The organism is Pseudomonas sp. GNP012, assembly GCF_054343835.1.
Window position 1 is genome coordinate 121809 of the sequence record NZ_JBTGUU010000001.1, and the last position, 22462, is coordinate 144270.

Annotated in this window: 16 protein-coding genes and 1 tRNA gene; 14 read left to right on the forward strand and 3 right to left on the reverse strand. The window is 60.2% G+C overall.

The genetic code is table 11. From position 1 onward, the window contains the following. The first annotated feature begins 10 nt into the window (after positions 1-10). The 7 genes from infB (at position 11) to ACXX83_RS00535 (ending at position 7600) form a co-directional block, all read left to right on the forward strand. Entirely contained in the window at positions 11-2536 is a 2526-nt protein-coding gene (gene infB, locus ACXX83_RS00505; protein WP_007973110.1) for a translation initiation factor IF-2, read from the forward strand. 159 nt (positions 2537-2695) lie between these two features. After that, positions 2696-3097: a 30S ribosome-binding factor RbfA gene (rbfA, locus tag ACXX83_RS00510; RefSeq protein ID WP_008047443.1), complete on the forward strand. Its 402-nt coding sequence runs from the start codon at positions 2696-2698 to the stop codon at positions 3095-3097. Positions 3098-3100: 3 nt separating this feature from the next. Next, complete coding sequence (gene truB, locus ACXX83_RS00515) at positions 3101-4018, forward strand: tRNA pseudouridine(55) synthase TruB (protein WP_015093440.1); 918 nt, start codon at positions 3101-3103, stop codon at positions 4016-4018. 118 nt (positions 4019-4136) lie between these two features. Further along, entirely contained in the window at positions 4137-4406 is a 270-nt protein-coding gene (gene rpsO / locus ACXX83_RS00520) for a 30S ribosomal protein S15 (RefSeq protein ID WP_015093441.1), read from the forward strand. Positions 4407-4612: 206 nt separating this feature from the next. After that, positions 4613-6718 (forward strand): polyribonucleotide nucleotidyltransferase, encoded by a 2106-nt coding sequence (gene pnp / locus ACXX83_RS00525; RefSeq protein WP_056854971.1) that lies wholly within the window; start codon positions 4613-4615, stop codon positions 6716-6718. A 139-nt stretch (positions 6719-6857) separates the two neighbouring features. Next, positions 6858-6933 (forward strand) — tRNA-Thr (locus ACXX83_RS00530). A 361-nt stretch (positions 6934-7294) separates the two neighbouring features. Next, on the forward strand, positions 7295-7600 hold the full coding sequence (locus ACXX83_RS00535) for a DUF6388 family protein (protein WP_458547330.1): 306 nt from the start codon (positions 7295-7297) through the stop codon (positions 7598-7600). A gap of 131 nt (positions 7601-7731) precedes the next feature. On the opposite strand, the gene nadC is transcribed toward ACXX83_RS00535, so the two are convergent. Further along, complete coding sequence (nadC, locus tag ACXX83_RS00540) at positions 7732-8580, reverse strand: carboxylating nicotinate-nucleotide diphosphorylase (RefSeq protein ID WP_015093443.1); 849 nt, start codon at positions 8578-8580, stop codon at positions 7732-7734. 264 nt (positions 8581-8844) lie between these two features. Between nadC and ACXX83_RS00545 the strand changes: the two genes are divergently transcribed. The 4 genes from ACXX83_RS00545 (at position 8845) to ACXX83_RS00560 (ending at position 14714) form a co-directional block, all read left to right on the forward strand. Then, positions 8845-11022: a DUF1631 domain-containing protein gene (locus ACXX83_RS00545; protein ID WP_458547331.1), complete on the forward strand. Its 2178-nt coding sequence runs from the start codon at positions 8845-8847 to the stop codon at positions 11020-11022. A 62-nt stretch (positions 11023-11084) separates the two neighbouring features. Then, positions 11085-11645, forward strand: coding sequence for a 1,6-anhydro-N-acetylmuramyl-L-alanine amidase AmpD (gene ampD / locus ACXX83_RS00550; RefSeq protein WP_217837164.1), 561 nt, complete (start codon positions 11085-11087; stop codon positions 11643-11645). Further along, positions 11642-12478 (forward strand): regulatory signaling modulator protein AmpE, encoded by an 837-nt coding sequence (gene ampE, locus ACXX83_RS00555; RefSeq protein ID WP_217837165.1) that lies wholly within the window; start codon positions 11642-11644, stop codon positions 12476-12478. Before ampD ends, ampE begins: the two co-directional genes overlap by 4 nt. A gap of 205 nt (positions 12479-12683) precedes the next feature. Continuing rightward, positions 12684-14714, forward strand: a complete 2031-nt coding sequence (locus ACXX83_RS00560) for a methyl-accepting chemotaxis protein (RefSeq protein WP_458547332.1) — start codon at positions 12684-12686, stop codon at positions 14712-14714. 125 nt (positions 14715-14839) lie between these two features. On the opposite strand, the gene ACXX83_RS00565 is transcribed toward ACXX83_RS00560, so the two are convergent. After that, positions 14840-15619, reverse strand: a complete 780-nt coding sequence (locus tag ACXX83_RS00565; RefSeq protein ID WP_217837167.1) for a TatD family hydrolase — start codon at positions 15617-15619, stop codon at positions 14840-14842. Positions 15620-15622: 3 nt separating this feature from the next. Continuing rightward, positions 15623-16618 carry a catabolite repressor/activator gene (cra, locus tag ACXX83_RS00570; protein ID WP_217837168.1) on the reverse strand — a complete coding sequence of 332 codons (996 nt, stop codon included), beginning with the start codon at positions 16616-16618 and terminating at the stop codon, positions 15623-15625. Positions 16619-16908: 290 nt separating this feature from the next. Here cra and ptsP point away from each other — a divergent pair, with 290 nt between their 5' ends. The 3 genes from ptsP to ACXX83_RS00585 are packed head-to-tail and all read left to right on the forward strand — an operon-like array spanning position 16909 to position 22462. Beyond that, positions 16909-19770, forward strand: coding sequence for a phosphoenolpyruvate--protein phosphotransferase (gene ptsP / locus ACXX83_RS00575; RefSeq protein ID WP_458547333.1), 2862 nt, complete (start codon positions 16909-16911; stop codon positions 19768-19770). After that, the gene (pfkB, locus tag ACXX83_RS00580; RefSeq protein WP_015093451.1) at positions 19770-20711 is read left to right on the forward strand and encodes a 1-phosphofructokinase; all 942 of its coding nucleotides are present in this window, start codon (positions 19770-19772) and stop codon (positions 20709-20711) included. The genes ptsP and pfkB overlap by 1 nt, the downstream gene beginning before the upstream one ends. Before the next feature lie 11 nt (positions 20712-20722). Continuing rightward, on the forward strand, positions 20723-22462 hold the full coding sequence (locus tag ACXX83_RS00585) for a PTS fructose-like transporter subunit IIB (protein ID WP_217837170.1): 1740 nt from the start codon (positions 20723-20725) through the stop codon (positions 22460-22462).

A 22462-nucleotide genomic window follows, 5' to 3' on the forward strand; every position in this document is an offset into this window, starting at 1 on the left:
AGAGAAGTGCATGACGCAAGTCACGGTGAAACAACTGGCCGATGAGGTCAAAACACCGGTAGAGCGCCTGTTGCAGCAGATGCGTGAGGCAGGTCTGCCGCACACCGCCGCCGAAGAAAGTGTGACTGACAGTGAGAAGCAATCGTTGCTGACTCACTTGAAAAGCAGCCACAAGGCGAAAGTGGAAGAACCACGCAAGATTACGCTGCAGCGTAAAACCACCAGCACCCTGCGGGTTGCCGGCAGCAAAAGCATCAGCGTTGAAGTACGCAAGAAGAAAGTCTTCGTACAGCGCAGCCCGGAAGAAATCGAAGCCGAGCGCAAGCGTGAACTGGATGAACGTCGCGCAGTAGAAAATGCTGCACGTCAGAAGGCTGAAGAAGAAGCCAAGCGTCGCGCCGAAGAAGAAGCGCGTCGCCAGCCTGCTGCTGCGCCGACCGCTCCAGCCGAACCTGTTGCAGCGCCTGCTGTGGTAGCCGAGCCAGTGCGTGAAAGCGCACCGGTTGTAGCTGCCGCTCCGGCACCTGCGGCAGACACTCGCAAGCGCGACGAGCAACGCCGTCCGGACAAACCACGTGCCGACGACAACAATCGTCGCGGTGGTGGCGATGGCGAGCGCAAAAACGCTCCGCATCGTGCTTCGGTCAAGGAAAAGGCGCCAGCGCCACGCGTTGCCCCACGTACTACCGACGAAGAAAGCGATGGCTTCCGTCGTGGTGGTCGCGGCAAGGCCAAGCTGAAGAAGCGCAACGCCCACGGTTTCCAGAGCCCGACCGGCCCTGTCGTGCGCGAAGTGAAGATCGGCGAGACCATCACTGTGGGCGATCTGGCCCAGCAGATGTCGGTCAAGGCTGCTGAAATCATCAAGTTCATGTTCAAACTGGGTACTCCAGCGACCATCAACCAGGTACTGGATCAGGAAACTGCCCAGCTGGTTGCCGAAGAGCTGGGCCACAAAGTGACCCTGGTCAGCGACACCGCCCTGGAAGATTCCCTGGCCGAGTCCCTGAAGTTTGAAGGCGAGGCTGTTTCCCGTGCACCAGTCGTGACCGTAATGGGCCACGTTGACCACGGTAAGACTTCCCTGCTCGACTACATCCGTCGTGCCAAGGTTGCTGCTGGCGAAGCCGGTGGCATCACCCAGCACATCGGTGCGTACCACGTTGAAACCGACCGTGGCATGGTGACGTTCCTCGACACCCCTGGTCACGCCGCGTTTACCGCGATGCGTGCCCGTGGTGCCAAGGCGACCGACATCGTGATCCTGGTGGTTGCAGCGGACGACGGCGTAATGCCGCAAACCATCGAAGCTGTTCAGCATGCTCAGGCTGCTGGCGTTCCGCTGGTTGTCGCTGTGAACAAGATCGACAAGCCAGGCGCTGACCTCGATCGCATCCGTAGCGAACTGTCGGTACACGGCGTGACCTCGGAAGAGTGGGGTGGCGACACTCCATTCGTACCGGTTTCGGCGAAGATGGGTACCGGTGTAGACGAACTGCTCGAAGCCGTTCTGCTGCAAGCCGAAGTCCTGGAACTGACTGCAACCCCATCGGCTCCTGGTCGTGGTGTCGTGGTTGAATCCCGCCTGGACAAGGGCCGTGGCCCGGTGGCTACCGTGTTGGTTCAAGACGGTACCCTGCGTCAGGGCGACATGGTCCTGGTCGGTTCGAACTATGGTCGCGTTCGCGCCATGCTCGACGAGAACGGCAAGCCAATCAAGGAAGCCGGTCCGGCCATCCCTGTCGAGATTCTCGGCCTGGACGGTACCCCGGACGCTGGCGACGAGATGAGCGTGGTTGCCGACGAGAAGAAAGCCCGTGAAGTGGCTCTGTTCCGTCAAGGCAAGTTCCGCGAAGTCAAACTGGCTCGCGCTCACGCCGGCAAGCTGGAAAACATCTTCGAAAGCATGGGTCAGGAAGAGAAGAAGACGCTCAACATCGTCCTCAAATCTGACGTCCGTGGTTCGCTGGAAGCGTTGAACGGTGCCTTGAACGGCCTGGGTAACGACGAAGTGCAAGTGCGTGTGGTCGGTGGCGGCGTCGGTGGTATCACCGAATCCGATGCCAACCTGGCACTGGCCTCCAACGCTGTACTGTTCGGCTTCAACGTGCGTGCCGATGCCGGCGCGCGCAAGATCGTCGAGCAGGAAGGTCTGGATATGCGTTACTACAACGTGATCTACGACATCATCGAAGACGTCAAGAAAGCCCTGACCGGTATGCTCGGCAGCGATGTTCGCGAGAACATCCTGGGCATCGCCGAAGTGCGTGACGTGTTCCGTTCGCCGAAGTTTGGCGCGATCGCCGGTTGCATGGTTATCGAAGGTGTTGTGCACCGTAACCGTCCAATCCGTGTACTGCGTGAAGACATCGTTATCTTCGAAGGCGAGCTGGAATCCCTGCGCCGCTTCAAGGATGACGCTTCCGAAGTACGTGCCGGCATGGAATGCGGTATCGGCGTGAAGAGCTACAACGACGTCAAGGTCGGTGACAAGATCGAAGTCTTCGAGAAGGTGCAGGTTGCTCGCAGCCTCTAACTCGCGCACTTCAGGAGCCGTGACGGGGAGCCGCATGCAAATGCGCAATTCGTCACCAGGACTCTAAACGCAACGCCCGGTCTGGCTTTTGTCAGGCCGGGCGTTTGCCGCTTTCAGACCCCACGGGTTTCACCGTGTGGCAGTAACAGGTAACAAGACATGGCAAAAGAATACAGCCGTACCCAACGTATCGGCGATCAGATGCAGCGTGAGCTGGCACAACTGATCCGTCGTGAAGTCAAAGATCCGCGCGTCGGCCTGGTCACCATTACCGCAGTGGAAGTCAGCCGTGACGTCGGTCACGCCAAGATCTTCATCACCGTGATGGGGCAGGACAGCGCCGAAGAAATCGCACAAAGCATCAAGGTGCTGAACTCCGCCGCCGGTTTCCTGCGCATGCAGCTGGCTCGCGAGATGAAGCTGCGCAGCGTTCCACAGCTGCACTTCCACTACGACGAAAGCGTCGTGCGTGGTGCGCATCTGTCGGCATTGATCGAGCGCGCAGTGGCTGAAGACAATCAGCATCCGGTTACGGCAGAAGCCGAAGACACCAAGGAGTAATCGGTGGCTCAGGTCAAACGTATCCGTCGCAACGTCAGCGGCATTATCCTTCTCGATAAGCCGCTGGGGTTCACCTCCAACGCGGCCTTGCAGAAGGTTCGCTGGTTGCTGAACGCCGAAAAGGCAGGTCATACCGGCAGTCTCGATCCCTTGGCCTCCGGCGTGTTGCCGCTGTGCTTCGGCGAGGCCACCAAGTTCTCGCAATACCTGCTCGATTCCGACAAGGGTTACGAAACCCTGGCGCAACTGGGCAAAACCACCACCACGGCGGATGCCGAAGGTGAAGTTTTGCAGGAACGCCCGGTGACCGTTGGTCGCACCGATATCGAGGCTGTGCTGCCGAAATTTCGTGGGCAAATCAGTCAGATACCGCCGATGTACTCGGCGCTCAAGCGTGATGGCCAACCGCTGTACAAGCTGGCTCGTGCAGGCGAAGTAGTGGAGCGCGAACCGCGTTCTGTTACTATTACGCGCTTGGAATTGCTGGCCTTCGAAGGAGATACTGCGCGGCTGGCGGTGGATTGCAGCAAAGGCACCTATATCCGTACCCTGGTGGAGGATATCGGTGAGCAACTCGGTTGTGGCGCTTACGTTGCAGAACTGCGACGTACCCAGGCCGGGCCATTCACCCTGGCGCAGACGGTTACTCTCGAAGAGCTGGAAGCGGTACATGCCGAAGGCGGCAACGAAGCGGTCGATCGCTTCCTGATGCCATCGGACAGCGGCCTGCTGGATTGGCCACTGTTGCAGTTCTCGGAAGCGAGTGCGTTCTACTGGCTCAACGGCCAGCCGGTACGTGCCCCGGATGCACCGAAGTTCGGCATGGTGCGGGTACAGGATCACAATGGTCGCTTCATCGGTATCGGTGAAGTGAGCGAAGACGGGCGCATCGCGCCGCGTCGACTGATTCGGTCAGAATGACCGAACGAGGGTGGCTGTTAACAGGCACGGTCACTACTCATTTTTAGATACAGGGATTTGTCCCTGGCCTGTTGAAACTGTTTTTCGACAAACAGTTTCCTGATAAAAGGATTGCCTCATGGCTCTCGACGTTCAAGAAAAAGCTCAAATCGTTGCTGACTACCAGCAAGCTGTTGGTGACACTGGTTCGCCAGAAGTGCAAGTTGCACTGCTGACCGCCAACATCAACAAGCTGCAAGGTCACTTCAAGGCCAACGGTAAAGACCACCACTCCCGTCGTGGTCTGATCCGCATGGTTAACCAGCGTCGTAAGCTGCTGGACTACCTGAAAGGCAAGGATCTGGGTCGCTATCAGACTCTGATCGGTCGCCTGGGTCTGCGTCGCTAATAAGCGATTGCGCTAGAGGTTGGTTGTCTGTCGTGCACCAGCGGGTTTCCCGCCGGCGCATGGCAGGCTCCCAGCCTCAAGTTTTATCTGGATACCTGCTTTGCCTGAGTAACACCTGGACAAACCGGTCGGGCCGATTCCCGACATTGCCCAAGAATTTCGCAAGAAACCAGTTCCCCCAAGAGCCACAAAGAAGGTAGGACACCGTGAACCCGGTAATCAAAAAATTCCAGTTCGGTCAGTCGACCGTTACCCTCGAGACTGGCCGCATCGCCCGTCAGGCCTCCGGCGCAGTATTGGTCACCGTTGACGACGACGTCAGCGTATTGGTGACCGTAGTCGGTGCCAAGCAAGCCGATCCAGGCAAGGGCTTCTTCCCTCTGTCTGTTCACTACCAGGAAAAGACTTACGCTGCCGGTAAGATCCCTGGCGGTTTCTTCAAGCGCGAAGGCCGTCCTTCCGAGAAAGAAACCCTGACTTCCCGACTGATCGACCGTCCGATCCGTCCGCTGTTCCCTGAAGGCTTCATGAACGAAGTGCAGGTTGTCTGCACCGTCGTTTCCACCAGCAAGAAGACCGATCCGGACATCGCTGCGATGATCGGTACCTCGGCTGCCCTGGCGATCTCCGGCATTCCTTTCGATGGCCCGATCGGCGCTGCCCGCGTTGCTTTCCACGAAAGCACCGGCTACCTGCTGAACCCGACTTACGAGCAACAAGCTGCTTCGAGCCTGGACATGGTCGTTGCCGGTACTTCGGACGCCGTGCTGATGGTTGAATCGGAAGCCAAAGAGCTGACCGAAGACCAGATGCTGGGCGCGGTACTGTTTGCTCACGACGAATTCCAGGTTGTGATCAACGCGGTCAAAGAACTGGCTGCCGAAGCTGCCAAGCCAACCTGGACCTGGGCTCCTGCGCCAGAAGCCACCGAACTGCTGGGCGCTATCCGTGCCGAGTTCGGCGAAGCGATCTCCCAAGCCTACACCATCACTGTCAAGGCCGACCGTTACGCTCGCCTGGGCGAGTTGAAGGACCAGGTCGTTGCCAAGCTGTCCGGTGAAGAAGGCCAGCCTTCCGCTTCCGACGTCAAAGCGGCTTTCGGTGAAATCGAATACCGCACTGTTCGCGAAAACATCGTAAACGGCAAGCCACGTATCGACGGTCGCGACACCAAGACCGTACGTCCGTTGAACATCGAAGTCGGTGTTCTGCCAAAAACCCACGGTTCGGCCCTGTTCACCCGTGGCGAAACCCAGGCTCTGGTCGTTGCAACTCTGGGTACTGCCCGTGATGCACAGCTGCTCGATACCCTGGAAGGCGAGAAAAAAGACCCGTTCATGCTGCACTACAACTTCCCTCCGTTCTCGGTGGGCGAGTGTGGTCGCATGGGTGGCGCTGGTCGTCGTGAAATCGGTCACGGCCGTCTGGCCCGTCGCTCGGTTTCGGCCATGCTGCCTGCCGCTGACGTGTTCCCGTACACCATCCGTGTAGTGTCGGAAATCACCGAATCCAACGGTTCGAGCTCGATGGCATCCGTTTGCGGCGCTTCCCTGGCCCTGATGGACGCTGGCGTTCCAATGAAGGCTCCGGTTGCCGGTATCGCCATGGGTCTGGTTAAAGAAGGCGAGAAATTCGCCGTCCTGACCGACATCCTGGGTGACGAAGACCACCTGGGTGACATGGACTTCAAGGTAGCCGGTACTGCCAAAGGCGTCACCGCGCTGCAGATGGACATCAAGATCAAGGGCATCACCGAAGAAATCATGGAGATCGCTCTGGGCCAAGCCCTGGAAGCGCGCCTGAACATCCTCGGCCAGATGAACCAGATCATTGGCCAGTCGCGTACCGAACTGTCGGCCAACGCTCCGACCATGATCGCGATGAAAATCGACACCGACAAGATCCGTGACGTTATCGGTAAAGGCGGCGCGACCATCCGTGCGATCTGCGAAGAAACCAAGGCTTCGATCGACATCGAAGACGACGGTTCGATCAAGATCTTCGGCGAAACCAAGGAAGCTGCTGAAGCTGCACGTCAGCGCGTTCTGGGTATCACCGCTGAAGCCGAGATCGGCAAGATCTACGTGGGCAAGGTTGAGCGCATCGTCGACTTCGGCGCATTCGTCAACATCCTGCCAGGCAAGGATGGTCTGGTTCACATCTCCATGCTGAGCGACGCTCGCGTAGAGAAAGTGACCGACATCCTGAAAGAAGGCCAGGAAGTGGAAGTGCTGGTACTGGACGTGGACAACCGCGGCCGTATCAAGCTGTCCATCAAAGACGTGGCAGCAGCCAAGGCTTCGGGCGTTTAATCGCGCCTCACGCCTGACCGCTTCAGCGTTGTAAAAAATGCCCCGCCGTGAAAACGGCGGGGCATTTTTTTGTCTGCGAAACATCGAGACATTGCGCGAAGTTGCCGGACCTCGATAGCAATGCTAGGTTTAGCCCACCGCCCGTGTAGCTCAGCCGGTAGAGCAGCGCACTCGTAACGCGAAGGTCGCAGGTTCGATTCCTGTCTCGGGCACCATCTCCCCTATGGTTATTTCACCTTTCTGCTCAAGTCCTCGACGGTCCGCTTGAGGTTGTCGGGTTCGCGGTCCTGATCGCTGATTTCCCGTTTCAGGCTGGAAATCCCGCTGCTGTCTGAACTTCTCGCCGCCATCAGCGCATCCTGTGCACAACTTTTTGTGGGGAGATGTAAAGAGACGTGCAAATCGTCCGACAAACATCCTATATTCGGAGCCTGCATGAGCTTCGCCCAGCAGTTTTCAGATGATCCCGAATGGTTCTGAAGGCCAGACAGACCGGACTACAAGCGGTTCTTCTGCGTCAGAGAGATCCTTGATGATCCAGATCCATCTTCCATTCCCCAGATCAGCGAGAACGACATGACCGTAAAAGAATTGAGCCAAGAAGAAAGACACGAAGAAGCCCTCAAGAAGTACATGCTGGACGCGCCCGAATTGATGGAGGAGATCAAGGACTTGAGTCCGGACGATCAGAAAGACCAGATTCAATGGGCCTTCGAGGATGAAGCCGAAGCCCAGGGCTTGCAGCCATGGGAACTGACGCTCAAGTACACCTCGACCCCGGAGGAGTACGAGACAGAACGCTTGAAGTTGCACAAAGAAGCGGCCGAGGTGTTGGGCGTCGAGTGGGAAGAGTACTGCGAGATGAACAATCTGGTGGTTTGACACTCATGTAGGAGCGAGCTTGCTCGCGATGGTCGTTAACGATAACGCGTGTTTACTGGTTAAACATGGCGCTCTCAGGTACATCGCGTGCAAGCTCGCTCCTACAGTTTTTGCAACTCACATACGTGTGATCAGATACTCAGACGCATCGACAGATCGACCGCCTTCACATCCTTGGTCATTGCACCGATCGAAATGTAATCCACACCGGTCCGGGCAATCGGCAGCAACGTGCTCTCGTTGATCCCGCCGCTGGCCTCCAGCTTGGCCTTGCCAGCATTCAGGCGCACGGCTTCGCGCATGTCGTCCAGGCTCAGTTCGTCGAGCATGATGATGTCGGCACCGGCCGCCAGCGCTTCTTTCAGTTCATCCAGGCTTTCCACTTCAATCTCGACCGGCTTGCCCGGGGCGATCTTGTGCGCGGCCGCGATGGCCTGCGCGATGCCGCCGCTGGCGGCGATGTGGTTTTCCTTGATCAGGAAGGCGTCATACAGGCCGATGCGGTGGTTGTGGCAACCGCCGCAGGTTACGGCGTACTTTTGCGCCAGGCGCAGCCCCGGCAGCGTTTTGCGGGTGTCGAGCAGCTTGACCTGAGTCTCGGCCACAAAGTCCGCCAGGTATTGCGCGCGGGTGGCGACACCCGAGAGCAGTTGCAGGAAGTTCAGGGCGCTGCGTTCGCCGGTCAACAGTGACCGCGCCGGGCCTTCGAGGTGGAACAGCACCTGATTGGGCGTCACTCGTTCACCGTCTGCAACCTGCCAGTGCACCGCCACCCGTGGGTCCAGTTGCCGAAACACGTTATCCACCCAGGCGGTGCCGCTGATGACGGCCGCATCGCGGGTGATGATGGTGGCTGTGGCCAGGCGTTCGGCCGGGATCAACTGCGCGGTGATATCGCCGCTGCCGATGTCTTCAAGCAACGCACGGCGCACGTTGGCTTCGATTTCGGCGGTCAGATCGGCGAGACGTAGATTCGGCATAACGGACTCCACAAACAAAGTGGCTCGATTATAGGGCCATGGCGCGGACCAACCCAAGGCATCAGAGCATTACGTTGGCAATGGCGCCTGCATTTGGTCGAATCCCTGAGGGTGTCGGTGTGGGCCATCGATACCGAGCAAACGCCTGTTTGAGATGAGATGCAGAGTCTTCTGGCGCAAAGGTGAGCTTTTACAAGATAATTCGCCTTGTATTTGACGTCATCGGTTTGACGAGTCGAAGCATCACCGTTCCAGGGAGGCCGAATGCACAACGACGGGAATGTAGTGCCTTTGCACAAGGCAACTACCGACCAGGTGGCTCAATCGCCACTCGCCCGACTGCCGGCGATTCTTCTCCAGGTCCGCGACAAGGCCGCACAACAGCTGCGACACGGATTGCAGGCGTTGTTCGATAACGCCGACGACACCCTCTTCGAAATGGCCGACCGAGCTCGCTGTGACGTCGAGCAGAACATCTTCTTTCAAACAATGCGCGATTTGCGTCTCAAGCACAAAAGCATCGAGCGGGTGTTTCTCGAGCAGTTTTTCGGCGCGTTCATCCGGCTTGCCCAGTACGACCCTGCCATTGCAGCCATGCCCCAGGCCTTGGCGGCCGATGCATCCTTGGCACAAACTGATGACGAGCGGGAGCGCTCAGTCGCGGTGGACGCGATGGTCAGCCGGGTGCTGGACCGCGACGGGTTGGCCCTGGATCAACTGACGGCCCGACTCTGCGCCTTGTCGGGCAAGGCGTTGGGCGATCTGCACAACCCCCTGAGCCCGGCGATGCTCTGCGAATACTTCTTGCAGGCTGCACGCCAGCTGGGGCTGGAGATCAAGGTCAAGCTGATCATCCTCGGGTTGTTCGAGCGTTATGTGCTCAGCGAGACCGATCAACTTTACGCCGAAGCCAATCAACTGCTGCTTGCTACCGGTGTGTTGCCCGGCCTTAAACCGGCCCCGGTGCGCCGTACCATGGACCGGCCTGACAGCGCCCCCGTCGAATCGACTGATGAGGGCGCTACTGCGGCCTGCTTGCCCATCGATGAAAATGTCCAGGAGGTTTTCGCTGCGTTGCAGGCCCTGCTGTTCAACGTTCGCGGCAGCCTGTCACCAACGCTGGAAGTCAGTGCCACTGCGCTGCCGATATCCACGCGCGATCTGTTGCGCCTGCTGTCGCATTTGCAGCAATACGTGCCGGCTCCGGAAGTCGTGGACGATTTTGACCTGCGCAACCAGCTCGAACAGTTACTCACCCGGGTCAGCGTCAAAAGTGGCAGGTCGCGGGTTCTCGGGGAGGCCGATGAAGATGTGATCAACCTGGTCGCCATGCTGTTCGAATGCATGCTCGATGATCGCAATCTGCCGGATCCCCTCAAGGCGCTGATCGGCCGATTGCAGATTCCACTGGTCAAGGTGGCCGTGCTCGACAAGAGTTTCTTCAGTCGCAGCAGTCACCCGGCACGACGCCTGCTCAACGAAATCGCCAGCGCGGCAATGGGGTGGGATGCCTGTGACGATCATCAGCGTGACAGCCTGTACGTGCGCATCGATCAGGTCGTACAACGTTTGTTGAATGACTTTGTCGATGACCCCGCGATATTTTCCGAACTGCTGGCCGATTTTCTCGCGTTTACCCAGGACGAGCGCCGTCGCAGCGAGTTGCTCGAACAACGCATTCGTGATGCCGAGGAAGGACGGGCCAAGACCGGGCTGGCCCGCCAGCGTGTCGAGCAGGTGCTGAATCAGGCGTTGTTTGGCAAGTTCCTGCCGCAAGGCGTGTTGGGGTTTGTCCAGGAGGCCTGGAGCAAAGTACTGCTGTTGACGTACCTCAAGCATGGCGATCAGTCGGCAGAGTGGCATGCCGATGTGCGTACCCTGGAGCAATTGGTCTGGAGCGTTCAGCGCCACCACGAGTCCGATGCGACCAGGATGTTGGCCCTGATACCGGATTTGCTCAAGTCGTTGCGCGACGGACTGAACTCATCGGCGTTCGATCCATTTGCCGCCAGTGAATTTTTCAGCGAGCTGGAAAGCTTGCACGTTCAGGCAGCGGGGGGCGCATCCGCCAGTGCGTCGCTGATGATCGAAGTGCTGATGCCTGTCGTCCTGCACATGGCTGACGAAAGTCAGGTGCACAGTGAGCCGATACGTTTGCTGGCGGACGATGCGGGGTTGCGTCAGGTCGATAAAATGCTTCCGGGCTGCTGGGTCGAATTTCAGGAAGACCCGGAAAACAGCCTTCGCTGCAAACTGGTGGCCATCATTGCAACCACCGGCCAATACATCTTCGTCAACCGCACCGGCATGAAAGTGCTCGAGCGCAGTCGCCCTGACCTGGCCCTGGAGCTGCGCAATGGCGTGGCGCGAGTGCTTGACGACACCTTGCTGTTCGAGCGAGCTCTCGAGCGGGTGATCGGCAACCTCAAGCGCGGCAAGTGATCGCGCCTTGGGGGAATATCGCGGCATACTGTGCCAACACAGTCGACGTTGAAGGAATCGGTATGCAGTTGGACCCCGCGAGCGGTTGGATTCAGGGTGTGCATGTCTGCCCCTCACCCAACTTCAATGCGCGCCCCACAGACGAGATTTCCCTGCTGGTGATCCACAACATCAGCCTGCCACCAGCGCAGTTCGCCACGGGCAAGGTGCAGGAGTTTTTCCAGAATCGCCTGGATGTCACCGAACATCCCTATTTTGAAGGGATTGCGGATTTGCGGGTGTCCGCGCACTTTCTGATCGAGCGTGACGGAACGGTCACCCAGTTTGTTTCATGTCTTGAGCGTGCGTGGCATGCAGGGGTATCGAGCTTCAAGGGGCGGGAGACCTGTAACGATTTTTCCGTGGGCATCGAGCTCGAAGGCACGGATGATCTGCCGTTCACCGACGCGCAATACAACGCGTTGACAGCCCTGACCCGCCAGTTGCAACAGGCGTTCACGGCAATCACCACAGAGCGCATCTGCGGGCACAGCGACATTGCACCGGGGCGCAAAACCGATCCAGGGCCGGCGTTCGACTGGGCACGCTATCGTGCCGCCCTGGCACAAGAGGAAGGACGATGAGTTTTCTGGTGTTGCTGTTGGCGGTGTGGATCGAGAAGTTCTCGGCCCTGCGCCATCGGGTTCAGCGTGACAGTGGCTGGATACACGAGCTGAACAAGCTTGAGGCCAGCCCGCGGCTTTCGGGCCGGCCATGGCTGGTGTTGTCGGTAGTGGTCTTGTTGCCGGTGGCGTTGCTGGGTTTGCTGCTGATCGTCATCGAGCCGGTGGCCTACGGGTTGCTCGCGTTGCCGATCCATTTGCTGGTCGTGATCTACAGCCTGGGGCGCGGTGATCTGTTGGGCGATCTCGGGCCGTTCCGCGATGCCTGGCGTCGGGAGGACCTGCAAGCAGCGGCCCATGTCGCCCAGCGCGATCTGGATATCTGCGCAGACAGTGGCGAGCAGTTGCTGGAGCAGGTCGAAGGGCATTTGCTGTGGGAGGCCTACCAGAGCTTTTTCGCGGTGATTTTCTGGTACTTCCTCTTAGGGCCGGTCGCGGCGCTGAGTTATCGGCTGCTGGCACTGGCCGAAGAGCACGGGAAAAACCCGGCGCTGGTCGAGCGCGCCGGGCAACTGCGCCACGCCTTCGACTGGTTGCCGGTGCGTCTGCTGGCGGCCAGCCTGGCGTTGGTCGGCAATTTTGTCGCGGTCAGTCGGGTGATGCTGCATGAACTGCTGAACTGGAACATCAGCGCCGCGCAATTGATCGTGAAAGTCGGGCTGGTGGCCGGTGAAATTCCGGCACCGGTGGCCGGCGTGGAAGGTATCAACAACCTGGACCGCATCTGGGCGCTGCTGCTGCGTGCGGCGGTGCTCTGGTATGCGGGGTTTGCGTTGTGGACGGTCTTGCATTAGTCCTGCAGTTAATTCCCTTGTGGTGAGGGGCAAGCCCCCTCGCCACAATGGTTCATCCGCCAGTGCGGATGAAACCTGTCGTTAACCTTAAGTTACAAAACATCCTGCCGATTTAAGTTATACAGAGATAGCGCCGTATAGTGGCTATCTGCTGTCTGTCTGCGCCTGCCAATAAAAAAAATAAGAAATTGAAGGGAGACATCCAGTGAAGAGCTTGCTCTATCCCGCTGTCGCACTGATGAATCGCCTGAGCTTCGGCATGAAGTTCAGCCTGATCAGCGTACTGTTCCTGGTGCCGATGCTGGTGACCAACTTCTATCTGGTGCGTGACTCCTACCGCGAATTCCAGGGCACGCGCATCGAACTGCAAAGTCTCGATCTGTTGGGCAGCAGCCTGACGTTACGGCGCGATCTGGAAACCCTGAACAACCTGGTGCAGATCAATGTCAGCCTCGGCCAATCCGGCAAGGCCGGCAATGTCGAATCGAAAATCAGCACCCTCGAACAGAATATTCTGACTCGCCTGCAAGGGCTGACGGCGATGACCAGCGACCCGGAGCAGGTCGCGGTGTTTGATGGCAAGCGCGATGAAATGATCGCCGCGTTCAAGGCCCAGCAAACGGAAAACTCCCTGCAGAGCAAAAGTGCCCTGATCAGCAAACTGGTGGGCAGCGCGCAGATTTTCAGCCAGCTCATCACCAGCCAGTCCGGCCTCAGCCGCGACAACCAGAGCGACATGCGCCAGTTGAGCGAACTCGTCACCCTCGTCACACCACGTGTCACCCAGATTCTGGGCGAAGGTCGGGCAATGGGGTCTTACTCGTTGGGGCAGGGTTTCATCAACTCGGCTTCGAGTACCCGTTTCGATGAATTGCTGGCGCAGATTGAAAAGCTCCAGGCCGAATATGGCCTGAAGTTGCAGGACGCCTTGGGTTCCAGCAAAGCCGCCCGCGACACCCTGGCCGCTCAGTCCGATAGCAGCTGGGCATCCTTGAAGAAAGCCAGCGAGCTGTTCGAAGAGCAAGTGGTCATGGCCGATACCCTCGATGCGCCGTGGCAGGGCTTTTACGATCAGGTCAGCGCCCTGATGGACCAGACTTACCAACTCAACGAAGCAACCCTCAAGTATCTGGGCCCGCAGTTGCAGCAACGCCTGGACCAGAACCGCACGCACATGGTCTTGCAGGCCGTGGCGTTATCAGTCGTATTCGTGTTGATCTTTTATCTCTACGGTGCTTTCTATGCCTCGACCCGCACCACGCTCAAGCGTCTGGGAGCGGTGATGGACAAAGTGGCGGCCGGCGACATGACCGTGACCTTTAGCGCCCACAGCCGTGACGAGCTGGGCGAATTGGGCGAGGTGTTCAACGGCACCGTGAAGAAAATCCATGACCTGATCGAACGGGTGGGGCAGACCGTCAGCGAAGTCGAGCGCCAGGCCGGTCAGGTGCAAAGCGTTTCCGCGCAAAGCAACCAGGCCGTCGCCGGACAGCGTACACAGATTGAACAAGTGGCCACGGCGATGAACCAGATGTCGGCCACTTCCCAGGAGGTCGCGCGCAGTGCTGCAGCGGCGGTGAGCAGCGCCCACAGTGTCAACGACGAAACCATCAGCGGTCGCGGTCTGGTGGAGTCGCAGCAAGGCAGCATTGCCGCCCTGGCCAACGAAATTGATCAGTCGGTGCTGGTGATCAATCAACTGGCCAGCGACAGCCAGTCCATCAGCCGCGTTCTGGAAGTGATCAAGAGCATCGCCGAGCAGACCAACCTGCTGGCACTCAATGCCGCTATCGAGGCCGCACGGGCCGGTGAGCAGGGGCGCGGTTTCGCCGTGGTCGCCGATGAAGTCCGGACCCTGGCCAAGCGTACCCAGCAATCGACCGAAGAAATCGAGCAGATGATCGCCAAGCTCCATGGCGGAGTCGGCGCAGCGGTCAAGGCCATGGGCACCAGCCATGAAATGGCCAACGGCACGGTGGGGCAGTCGGAGAAGGTCCAGCGGGCGCTGGAAAACATTTTGGGTGCGGTCGGCATGATCGTCGACCAGAACCAGCAGATTGCCGCCGCCGTGGAGCAACAAACCGCCGTGGCCCACGACATCGACCAGAACATCGTCGAGATCAATCGCGCCGGTGAGCGTACCGCTGAAGGTGCGCACCAGACCGAAGACGCCAGTCGGGCGTTGTCGGCTCAGGTCGTGGAGTTGAAACAGTTGATCAGCGCATTCCGGGTTTGAAAGGTTCCTCGGGAAACCTGTGGGAGCGGGCTTGCCCGCGAAGACGGCGGCACATTCAACATCAATGTGACTGAAAGATCGCTTTCGCGAGCAAGCCCGCTCCCACAGTTGGCTGGTGCTGGCCGTTATGACCAGTTGAACAACTCGCAGGCATTGGCTGTACTGGCCGCGGCCAATTGCTCGGGGCTGATCGCCATGATGCCGGCCAACGCCGCGCAGATCGCCGGCAAGTGTGCCGGGCTGTTGCGCTGGCCCGGGAACATGGCGGGCGCCATGTCCGGCGAGTCGGTTTCCAGCACCACCGAATCCAGAGGCAGCTCAGCGAGCACGCGGTGCATGCGCAGCGCCTGTGGCCAGGTCGGGGCACCGCCAAGGCCGAGCTTGAAACCGAGCTTGATGTATTCCCGCGCCTCCTCCTTGCTGCCGGCGAAGGCGTGGATGATCCCGGCACGTTTCAGGCGAAACCGTTTGAGTGTGGCAATCACCGCCGCATGGCTACGCCGCACATGGATCAATGCCGGAAGATTGAAGTCCGCCGCCAGTTGCAATTGCGCCTCGAACAACGCCTGTTGGCGGTCGCGGTCGAGGGATTCGATGAAGTAGTCCAGGCCGATCTCGCCCACTGCACACAGTTGCCGATGGCCGGCCAGGCGGGTCAGCCAGTCACCGAGTTCGCTCAGGTGTTGCGGGCGATGATCGTCCAGATACACCGGATGCAGCCCGAACGCGGCGTGCAGGTCGGGGTCACTCTGCACCAACTCCCAGACCCGTTGCCAATTAGCCTGGTAAACCCCCAGCACCACGATCCGCCGCACCCCGAGGGCGCGGCTTTCGGCCAGCAATGCCTGGCGGTCAGCGTCGAAGTCCGGAAAATCCAGATGGGTGTGGGTATCGATCAGCTCCACGGTTCAGTCCTGGCGAATACGCTGCTTGAACGTGCGCGCAATGGCTTGTACGCCGGGCCGGTAATCCGACTGCTCAATGGCTGCCAGGGCCAGCGCGAGGGCCTTGTCGGCGATCAACTGGTGTTGCTGGGCCATGGCATTGACCGGCAATGGCAGGAAGTCGAGCAACTGGGTGTCGCCAAATGTGCCGAGGCGCAGCGGGCGGTTTTTCAGCGGGAAGTCGTGCAGCGCATCGAACACGCCCTGAAGCAAAACGTAGGAGGTGGTCACCAACGCATCGGGCAAATGGCCCAGGCGCAGCAGCAACTCTTCCATCAATTGTTTGCCGCACTCGCGGCTGAAAGATTCGCCTTCTTCGATCAGTACTTCGCCGCTGAACCCGGTGAGGGCCTCATTGAAGCCCGCGGCGCGTTCCCGGCTGATGCTCAGTTCCGGGCGGGCACCGATCAGGGCGATCTGTTTGGGCTGCGGCTCCAGCAGGCTGCGGGTCAGTTGCAGGCTGGCCTCGCGGTCGTCGCTGATCACGGAGCAGAAGTGCTCGGGTTCCATGACCCGGTCGATGGCAATGATCGGTATGCCCTTGGCTTGCAACTGGTGATAGCTGTCGTCGCCGGCCGGCAGGCAGCTGGCAACGATCAGCGCGTCGCAACGCCGGGCGCGGAACAGTTGCAGCAATTGCCGCTCGCTGTCCGGGGCATCGTCGGAACTGGCGATCAGCAGCTGATAACCGCGGGCGCGTGCGCCTTGTTCGAGCAATTTGGCGATTCGCGCGTAACTGGGGTTTTCCAGATCCGGCAGAATGAACCCCAACGTGCGCGTGTGTCGGCTGCGCAAGCCGGCGGCCTGTGGGTTAGGCGTGAAGCCATGTTGTTCGACGACCGCGCGCACGCGTTCGACGGTGGCGCTACTGATGCGCTGTTGTTCGGCCTTGCCATTGATGACATAGCTGGCGGTGGTGACGGACACACCGGCCAACTGGGCAATATCACTGAGTTTCAACCCGCTGTTTCCTTGTTTTTTCGAGATTGCCTCGACATTTTCGTCAATCCTAACCGATTAAGGCAGGCGACCATTGTCGCAACGCATCCGACAAGTTGGACTTCAAGGATGGGCCAATATCGAGTAACGTGCCAATCGATCTAGATTAAACGTTTCAGCAGGCGTATTTTCTACGTTTTAGGTGCCTTTGGCCGGTTCTGCCGTGAAACCGCCAAAAGCGATGACCAAGCGCCTAAGCTGACTCATTCAAAACAATACCTGGTGCCCCAAGGCGCCAAAAAGGAGAAAGCATGCTCGAGCTCACTGTAGAGCAGATTTCCATGGGCCAGTCGGCTGTGGATAAATCCGCAGCGCTGCAATTGCTGGCCCGGCATCTGGTCGCCGACGGCCTGGTTGCCGAGGGTTATCTGGCCGGTTTACAGGCGCGGGAGGCCCAGGGCTCGACCTTTCTCGGTCAAGGTATTGCCATTCCCCACGGTACTCCCGAAACCCGCGATCTGGTTTTCACCACCGGTGTGCGCCTGATGCAGTTCCCTGAAGGTGTGGACTGGGGCGACGGTCATATCGTTTACCTGGCGATCGGTATCGCAGCCAAATCCGATGAGCATCTGCGCCTGTTGCAATTGCTGACCCGCGCCCTCGGCGAGACTGACCTGGGCCAGGCCCTGCGTCGCGCCGGTTCCGCTGAAGCGCTGCTGAAATTGCTGCAAGGCGCGCCGCAGGAGCTGGCGCTGGATGCGCAGATGATCGGCCTCGGTGTGGCGGCCGAAGATTTCGAGGAGCTGGTGTGGCGCGGCGCACGTTTGTTGCGCCAGGCCGACTGCGTGAGCAATGGTTTTTCCGCCGTGCTGCAACAGGTTGAAGCGTTGCCGTTGGGCGATGGCCTGTGGTGGCTGCACAGCGAGCAAACGGTGAAACGCCCCGGTCTGGCCTTCGTCACCCCGGACAAACCACTGCGCTATCTCGGCCAGCCGCTCAATGGACTGTTCTGCCTGGCCAGCCTCGGTGAAGCCCATCAAGCCCTGCTCGAGCGCCTGTGCGCGTTGTTGATCGAAGGGCGTGGCCATGAATTGGGGCGCGCCACCAGCAGTCGCAAAGTTCTCGAAGTGCTCGGTGGCGAAGTGCCCGCCGACTGGCCCAGTGCGCGCATTGCCTTGGCCAATGCTCATGGTTTGCATGCGCGGCCGGCGAAAATCCTCGCGCAACTGGCGAAAAGTTTTGAGGGTGAAATCCGCGTGCGGATCGTCGACGGCCACGACAGCGCGGTGTCGGTGAAGAGCCTGAGCAAACTGCTCAGCCTCGGCGCCCGTCGCGGGCAGGTCCTGGAATTCATCGCCGAACCGGGCATCGCGGCGGATGCGTTGCCGGCCTTGTTGGCCGCCATCGAAGAAGGCCTCGGTGAGGAAGTCGAGCCGCTGCCGCCAGTCAGCCAGGCACGGGAAGTCGTTGCCGATATGGCCGAAGTGATTCTCGCCCCGACATCCGGCAGCGTGGTCCAGGCCATTGCCGCCGCACCGGGCATCGCCATCGGTCCGGCGCATATTCAAGTCCTGCAAACCATCGATTACCCGTTGCGTGGTGAATCCGCCGCCATCGAGCGTGAACGTCTCCAGCATGCTCTGGCGCAGGTGCGCCGGGACATCCAGGGATTGATCGAACGCAGCAAAAGCAAAGCCATTCGCGAAATCTTCATCACCCACCAGGAGATGCTCGACGACCCGGAACTGACCGATGAGGTCGATACGCGCCTCAAGCAGGGCGAAAGCGCGGAGGCTGCGTGGATGGTCGTGATTGAAGCGGCGGCCCTGCAGCAGGAAGCGTTGCAGGATGCCTTGCTCGCCGAGCGCGCTGCCGACTTGCGCGACATCGGGCGTCGCGTATTGCTGCAACTCAGTGGTATCGAAACCCCGAGCGAACCGGATCAACCGTACATTCTGGTGATGGACGAGGTCGGCCCGTCCGACGTCGCGCGTCTGGACCCGGCTCGCGTGGCCGGGATTCTCACCGCACGGGGCGGCGCTACGGCGCACAGTGCGATTGTTGCCCGGGCCCTGGGAATTCCGGCATTGGTCGGCGCCGGCCCTGGCGTGTTGCTGCTGGCGTCGGGTACGCCATTGCTGCTCGATGGCCAGCGTGGGCGTCTGCATGTGGACGCTGACGCGATGACCTTGCAGCGCGCCACGACCGAACGCGATACCCGCGAGCAGCGCTTGAAGGCAGCCGCCGAGCAACGCCACCAGCCGGCACTGACCACCGACGGCCATGCCGTCGAAGTGTTCGCCAATATCGGCGAAAGTGCCGGCGTCACCAGTGCGGTGGAGCAGGGCGCCGAAGGTATCGGCTTGTTGCGCACCGAACTGATTTTCATGGCCCACCCGCAAGCGCCCGACGAGGCGACCCAGGAAGCCGAGTACCGCCGCGTCCTCGACGGTCTGGCCGGGCGACCATTGGTGGTGCGTACTCTCGATGTCGGTGGCGACAAACCGCTGCCGTACTGGCCGATTGCGAAGGAAGAAAACCCCTTTCTCGGCGTGCGTGGCATTCGCCTGACCTTGCAGCGCCCGCAGATCATGGAAGCACAACTGCGTGCCTTGCTGCGGGCTGCCGACAACCGTCCACTGCGGATCATGTTCCCGATGGTAGGCAGCGTTGACGAGTGGCGCCAGGCCCGTGACATGACCGAACGTCTGCGCCTGGAAATCCCGGTTGCCGACCTGCAACTGGGGATCATGATCGAAGTGCCGTCGGCGGCCTTGCTGGCGCCGGTGCTGGCCAAAGAGGTCGACTTTTTCAGCGTTGGTACCAACGACCTGACCCAATACACGCTTGCCATCGACCGTGGCCATCCGACGCTGTCGGCCCAGGCCGATGGCTTGCATCCGGCGGTGCTGCAACTGATCGACATCACCGTGCGCGCGGCCCATGCCCACGGCAAATGGGTCGGCGTGTGCGGCGAGCTGGCAGCCGACCCGCTGGCGGTGCCGGTACTGGTCGGCCTCGGGGTGGATGAGCTCAGTGTCGGCGCGCGCAGTATTGCCGAGGTCAAGGCGCGGATTCGCGAACTGGGCTTCACTCAGACTCAAACCCTTGCCCGACAGGCCTTGGCCGTGGGCAGCGCCAATGAAGTGCGCGCACTCGTGGAGGCCCTGTAATGGCACGGATTCTCACCCTGACCCTCAACCCGGCGCTGGACCTGACCGTCCAGTTGCCGCGCCTTGAAGCCGGCCAGGTCAATCGCAGCGATGTCATGCACACCCACGCCGCCGGTAAAGGTGTGAACGTGGCGCAAGTGCTGGCCGACCTCGGGCATCAGTTGACCGTCAGTGGTTTTCTTGGCGAAGACAACCTGCAAGCGTTTGAAACGCTGTTCGCCAAACGCGGTTTTGTCGACGCCTTCATCCGCGTTCCCGGTGAAACCCGCAGCAACATCAAACTGGCGGAAAGCGACGGCCGCATCACCGACATCAACGGACCGGGGCCGCAGGTCAGCGAAGCGGCGCAGCAGGCCTTGATCGATCGACTGGAGCAGATTGCCCCGGGTCACGATGCGGTGGTGGTCGCCGGAAGCTTGCCCTTGGGCGTCAGTGCGCAGTGGTTGCAGGCACTGATTTTGCGCTTGAAGACGCTGGGCCTGAACGTTGCCCTCGATACCAGCGGCGATGCGTTGCGTGCAGCGCTCAAAGCGGGACCCTGGCTGATCAAACCCAACGCCGAAGAGCTGGCCGAGGTGCTGGACTGCGAGGTCGTGTCGGTCAGTGCCCAGGCCTTGGCAGCGGAGCGTTTGCACGCCCAAGGCATCGAGCATGTGGTGATTTCCCACGGCGCCGAAGGCGTGAACTGGTTCAGCGTCGGCTCGGCTCTGCATGCTACGCCACCCAGGGTCAGCGTCGCCAGCACGGTGGGCGCGGGTGATTCGTTGCTGGCGGGGATGCTTCACGGTTTGCTCAGTGCCGATACGCCGGAGCAAACCTTGCGCACTGCCACGGCGATTGCCGCGATGGCAGTGACCCAGATCGGATTCGGCATTGGCGATGCAGCGCAACTGGCGCAGCTCGAACAGGGTGTGCGCGTGCGTCCCCTGACAGAACAATAAGAGGGTTTGTCATGAAGTTAGCCATCATTACGGCCTGCCCGAACGGCATGGTCACCAGTGTGCTGTGTGCCCGGTTGCTTGATGCCGCGGCCCAGCGTCAGGGCTGGAGCACCAGTGTCGAAATCACCGATGTCGCACATCCGGAAAAGCAATTGTCGGCGGCCACCCTCGACGCGGCCGAGTGGGTGCTGCTGGTGACCAGCGCGCCCGTGGACATGGCGCGGTTTGTCGGCAAGCGAGTGTTCCAGAGCACCCCGGCCCAGGCCCTGCAAGACGTGGAAGCCGTGCTGCAACGTGGTGCCCGGGAAGCGCAGGTTTACGCCGCTTCTGAAGCGGTCATCGAGCCAGTGGCTGTTGCCCAACACGCGCCGCGCCTGGTGGCCGTCACCGCATGCCCGACGGGCGTCGCTCACACGTTCATGGCTGCCGAAGCCTTGCAGCAAGCGGCCAAGCGCCTGGGCTATGACCTGCAGGTGGAAACCCAGGGCTCGGTCGGTGCGCGCAATCCATTGAGCGCAGCGGCGATTGCCGAGGCCGATGTGGTGCTGCTGGCGGCCGATATCGAAGTCGCCACCGAGCGTTTCGCCGGCAAGAAGATCTATCGCTGTGGCACCGGCATTGCCCTCAAGCAAGCCGAAGCAACCTTGAAAAAAGCCTTGGCCGAAGGCCAGCAGGAAAGCGCATCAAGCGCTGCCAATACAACGGTCAAACAGGAAAAAACCGGCATTTACAAACACCTGCTGACCGGCGTGTCGTTCATGTTGCCGATGGTGGTCGCCGGCGGCTTGCTGATCGCCTTGTCGTTCGTGTTCGGCATCACCGCGTTCAAGGAAGAGGGCACGCTGGCGGCGGCGTTGATGCAGATCGGTGGCGACACTGCGTTCAAGCTGATGGTGCCGTTGCTGGCAGGCTACATCGCCTATTCCATCGCCGACCGTCCGGGCCTCGCACCGGGGATGATCGGCGGGCTGCTGGCGAGCACCCTGGGTGCCGGTTTCATTGGCGGGATCATTGCCGGTTTCCTCGCCGGTTATGCGGCCAGGGCGATCAATAAATACGCGCGTTTACCCCAGAGCCTTGAGGCATTGAAACCGATCCTGATCATTCCGTTGCTGGCGAGTCTGTTCACTGGTCTGGTGATGATCTACGTGGTTGGCAAACCGGTGGCCGGGATGCTCGCCGGACTCACGCATTTCCTCGACAGCATGGGCACCACCAACGCGATCCTGCTCGGTGTGCTGCTGGGTGGAATGATGTGTGTCGACCTCGGCGGGCCGATCAATAAAGCGGCCTATGCCTTCTCGGTCGGCTTGCTGGCATCGCAGAGCTACGCGCCGATGGCAGCGACCATGGCCGCCGGCATGGTGCCGCCGATTGGCCTGGGCATCGCCACGTTCATTGCCCGACGCAAGTTTGCGCAGACTGAACGCGAAGCCGGCAAAGCGGCGCTGGTGCTGGGGCTATGCTTCATCTCCGAAGGGGCGATTCCGTTTGCCGCAAAAGATCCGTTGCGGGTGATTCCGGCGAGTATCGCCGGCGGTGCACTGACCGGTGCGCTGTCGATGTATTTCGGCTGCAAACTGATGGCGCCCCACGGCGGTTTGTTCGTGCTGGCGATCCCGAATGCGATCAACCATGCGCTGTTGTATCTGCTGGCGATTGTCGCGGGGAGCCTGTTGACGGCGGTGGTGTATGCGTTGGTGAAGCGGCCGGAGACGGTGGAGCTGGCACTGGAGCCGGCCAAGGCCTGA